A 3651-nucleotide genomic window follows, 5' to 3' on the forward strand; every position below is an offset into this window, starting at 1 on the left:
GCCCGCCGCGACGGTGGCTTTGGCCGCCCGGCCAATGCGGCCCGCCCGCAGGGTCGCCCCGGTGGCGGCTTCGGTGGCCAGCGCAACAACGGCCAGCGGCGCTCGCCCGCCGGGCGCTGAGCGGCAACACGACGGCAACGAAAAACCCCCGCCAGATCGCTCTGGCGGGGGTTTTGCTTTGGCGTCAGGCGCTGCCGGTCAGGCGACGGTTGCCTTGAGGATCTTGCCCGGATTGCGCGGCGGCTCGCCCTTGGGCAGCGCGTCGACATGCTCCATGCCGGAAATCACCTCGCCCCACACCGTGTACTGGCGGTCGAGGAAGCGGGCATCATCAAAGCAGATGAAGAACTGGCTGTTGGCGCTGTGCGGCGCGCTGGTGCGGGCCATCGAGCAGACGCCGCGCACGTGCGGCACGTCATTGAACTCGGCCTTCAGGTCGGGCAGGTCGCTGCCGCCGGTGCCGGTGCCCTTGGGGCAGCCGCCCTGGGCCATGAAGCCGGGGATGACACGGTGGAACAGGATGCCGTCGTAGAAACCCTGATTGGCCAGGGTGGTGATGCGTTCGACATGGCCAGGCGCTACGTCGCGGCGCAGCTTGATGACGACATCGCCGCCGCTGTCGAGCGAAAGGGTAAGGGTGGTGGGCGCGTCGGCCATGGGGAGACTCCGTTCGGGGGAAAGTGGAGGCTCTAGCCGCGAAGCCGATGCGCCTCAAGTCGTTCCCGCAGGGCCGACGGAATCGGCGCCGGCCCGGTTGCCGGATCGCGGTGGACCAGGATGGAATCACACAGTGCGATACAGGCCCCCTCCTGGAAGGCGGCCATGGCCACCGTGAAGCTGCTGTTGCCGATATGGGCAATGGCATAGCCGATGGTGACCGGCGCCGGATAATTGCCCTCTGCCAGATAATCGATGGCCACGTGCGCCACGACGAAATTGGAACGGCGCTCGCCGGCAGCCGGCGCGGCCGGGCCCGCCCGGTTGAAGCGCACGCGGGTTTCCTCGAACAGCCGGGCGAAGGCGACGTTGTTCAGGTGGCCGTTCACGTCCATGTCGGCGAAGCGTGTCTCCAGCGTCAGGCTGTCCGGATAGGATGCGGACAGCCGCCGGCGCGGATCGGCCTTCATCGCATGCGATACCGGATCGGCATGGCCTTCAAGCCCGAAACGAAGTTGGCGACGGACAGTTTTGGCTCGCCTGCCAGTTCGATCTCGTCCAGCCGCGGCAGCAGTTCGGCAAACAGCGCCCGGATTTCCATGCGCGCCAGGTGCAGGCCCAGGCATTGGTGGACGCCGTTGCCAAAGGCGGTCTGCGGGTTGTTGGCGCGGTCCACCCGGAATGTGAACGGGTCCTCGAACACCGCCTCGTCGCGGTTGCCCGACCAATAGAAGAGCGCGACGCCGTCGCCCTTGCGGATGGTCTTGCCGCCCACCTCGGTGTCTTGGGTCGCGGTGCGCATGAAATGCTTCACTGGCGTCACCCAGCGGATCATTTCCTCGACCGCCTGCGGGATCAGCGAGGGGTCGGCCTTCAGTCGCGCCAGCTGATCGGGATTGCGGATCAGCTCCTTGAGGCCGCCGGATGCGGTGCTGCTGGTGGTGTCATGGCCGGCGGTGATGGTGATGGCGTAATAGCTGATCGCCTCGAGCAAGCCGATGGGTTCGCCATCCACGGTGCCTTGTGCGATGACGGTGGCGAGATCGTCGCGCGGATTGGCGCGCCGATCCTGCATCACCTCGCCGAAATAGGCGAAGAACTGCTGCACCAGCGCCAGGATATCGACCTGCGGGTTGCCGGTGGCTTCCGGGCCACCCAGCCCCTGCGTGATGATGCGGCTGCGCGCCACGACATCGGGATCCTGCGGGCCAAAGATTTCCTGCGTCATCTGCAGCATGCGGTTCTCGTCCGCGTCCGGCAGGCCCAGGATCTTCATGATGACGCGCAGCGGGTACCAGAGCGCGACTTCATTGACGAAGTCGCAGGCGCCGCCCAGCGCGGCCATGTGATCGACATGCGCCTTGGCAATGGCGGCGATCTCGGGCTCCAGCTTCTTCAGATTCTGCGGCATGAACCAGGTATGGGTGATGCGCCGCAGCTTCATGTGCAGGGGATCGTCGAGGTCAACCAGGGTTCGGAACAAGTGGCTGTCCCCGGTGGTCTGCTTGACGAAATCCTCAGCCTCGATGGGGCTGATATAGGTGCGCTCGCGGTTGATGAAACGGTCGTTGGCCTTGGACACGGCGACGATGTCAGCATGGCGGGTGATTGACCAGAACGGACGGAAGCCCTTGGGCTCGGTCCAGTGCACCGGGTCCTCGGCGCGCAGCTTGGTATAGGCGTCGTGGATGCTTTCATCGGCATAGGCGGCCGGGTTGACCAGCGTGTCGTCCAGCGTGTCGCTGTTGAAGCCGGGGAAGGGCATGGCGGTCATTGCTGGCGTCCTCTGGCTTGCACGGCGCCGCGGGCGGCTTCCACTTCGGCGGCGGAGACCTTGGCATTGGCGGCGGTCGAACGTTCGGCTTCCAGCGCCATCGCTTCGCCGAACGGCAGCGCATAGCCGTCGTTGATCAACTGTTTGTAGCCGCGCGCGAATGCGGGGGCGATGGTCGCCATGTCGTGGGCGAGCCTGGTGGCGGAGGCGACCAACTCGTCCGCCGGCACCACCCGATTCAGCAGGCCCCAGCGTTCTGCCGTGGCGGCATCGAGGAAATTGCCGCTGAGCGAGAGTTCGCGCGCCCGGTAGGGCCCGATCAGGCGGGAGAGTTTCTGGGAGAGTCCCCAGCCCGGCATGATGCCGACGCGGGCATGGGTGTCGGCAAAACGCGCATTCTCGCTGCCGATCAGCACGTCGCAGGCCAGCGCCACCTCGAAGCCGCCGGTGATGGCAACGCCGTTGATGGCGCCGATCACCGGCTTGCCGGTCTGTTCGATGGCTTTGACCGGATTGTCGTCCGGGCCTTCCGCGTTGGCGGCGCCCAGGCCCTGCTGGCCAAGCTCCTTCAGATCCAACCCGGCGGTGAAGGCGCGGGTGCCGGCGCCCGTCAGCACGATGGCGCGGACGTCATCATCGGCCTCCAGCGCCCGAAACACGCGCGCCAGTTCGCGGCGCAGCGCCGAACTCAAGGCATTCATCGCCTGCGGACGATTGAGTGTGACGACGGCCACCGGGCCATCACGACTGACCAACACGACATCTTCGGACATGCGCGTCCTCCCCTGCCGCCACATTAGTGCATTGCAGGCAAGGGGCCGCCTGCAATTGGCGATAGGGCGTTACTTCGCGCGCTTGAGGACGATGTAGAAAGCGCCGCCGCCGCCGTGGCGCGGGTGGGCGGCGCGCAGGGAGGCGACGTGGGGGCGCAGATCGGGCCGCTCCAGCCAGTGCATCAATTCGGCGCGGATGCGCGCCGGGCGATCAGGGCGGCCCTTGCCCGTGACGACCAGGATGACCCGGCTGCCGTCGCTGGCCAGGATGGCAGCGGACAAGATGGCATGGGCATCGGCCACCGTGTGCCCGTGCAGATCGATCACCCGGTCTGGCGAGAGGCGGCCGCGGCTGATCTGCCGGTCCCACGTGCCATCCAGCGGCGCGCCGAGCGGGTGGGGCTGCGGGCGGGCCGGCGGTGGGGGCGGCTTGGGCTTGGCCGGGGC

General features: G+C 67.2%; 5 protein-coding genes. All 5 read right to left on the reverse strand.

Annotation, left to right across the window (positions count from 1 at the left end; genetic code table 11):
- Positions 1–198: 198 nt before the first annotated feature.
- Positions 199–657: a peptidylprolyl isomerase gene (locus tag GJ693_RS14605; protein WP_156256997.1), complete on the reverse strand. Its 459-nt coding sequence runs from the start codon at positions 655–657 to the stop codon at positions 199–201.
- A 32-nt stretch (positions 658–689) separates the two neighbouring features.
- Positions 690–1127 carry an acyl-CoA thioesterase gene (locus GJ693_RS14610; protein ID WP_156256998.1) on the reverse strand — a complete coding sequence of 146 codons (438 nt, stop codon included), beginning with the start codon at positions 1125–1127 and terminating at the stop codon, positions 690–692.
- Positions 1124–2431 carry a cytochrome P450 gene (locus GJ693_RS14615; RefSeq protein WP_235902952.1) on the reverse strand — a complete coding sequence of 436 codons (1308 nt, stop codon included), beginning with the start codon at positions 2429–2431 and terminating at the stop codon, positions 1124–1126. Before GJ693_RS14615 ends, GJ693_RS14610 begins: the two co-directional genes overlap by 4 nt.
- Complete coding sequence (locus GJ693_RS14620; RefSeq protein WP_156256999.1) at positions 2428–3204, reverse strand: enoyl-CoA hydratase; 777 nt, start codon at positions 3202–3204, stop codon at positions 2428–2430. The genes GJ693_RS14615 and GJ693_RS14620 overlap by 4 nt, the downstream gene beginning before the upstream one ends.
- 69 nt (positions 3205–3273) lie before the next feature.
- Positions 3274–3651: Smr/MutS family protein (locus tag GJ693_RS14625; protein ID WP_197042230.1), on the reverse strand; the 378-nt coding region annotated here is incomplete at its 5' end.

Origin of the sequence: Sandarakinorhabdus oryzae (genome assembly GCF_009733735.1) — a bacterium.
Taxonomy (GTDB): Bacteria; Pseudomonadota; Alphaproteobacteria; order Sphingomonadales; family Sphingomonadaceae; genus Sandarakinorhabdus; species Sandarakinorhabdus oryzae.

What these genes read in the sequence shown, in the direction of transcription:
- GJ693_RS14605 (WP_156256997.1), bottom strand. Translation starts at nt 657, where the DNA reads ATGGCCGACGCGCCCACCACCCTTACCCTTTCGCTCGACAGCGGCGGC.
- GJ693_RS14610 (WP_156256998.1), bottom strand. Translation starts at nt 1,127, where the DNA reads ATGAAGGCCGATCCGCGCCGGCGGCTGTCCGCATCCTATCCGGACAGC.
- GJ693_RS14615 (WP_235902952.1), bottom strand. Translation starts at nt 2,431, where the DNA reads ATGACCGCCATGCCCTTCCCCGGCTTCAACAGCGACACGCTGGACGAC.
- GJ693_RS14620 (WP_156256999.1), bottom strand. Translation starts at nt 3,204, where the DNA reads ATGTCCGAAGATGTCGTGTTGGTCAGTCGTGATGGCCCGGTGGCCGTC.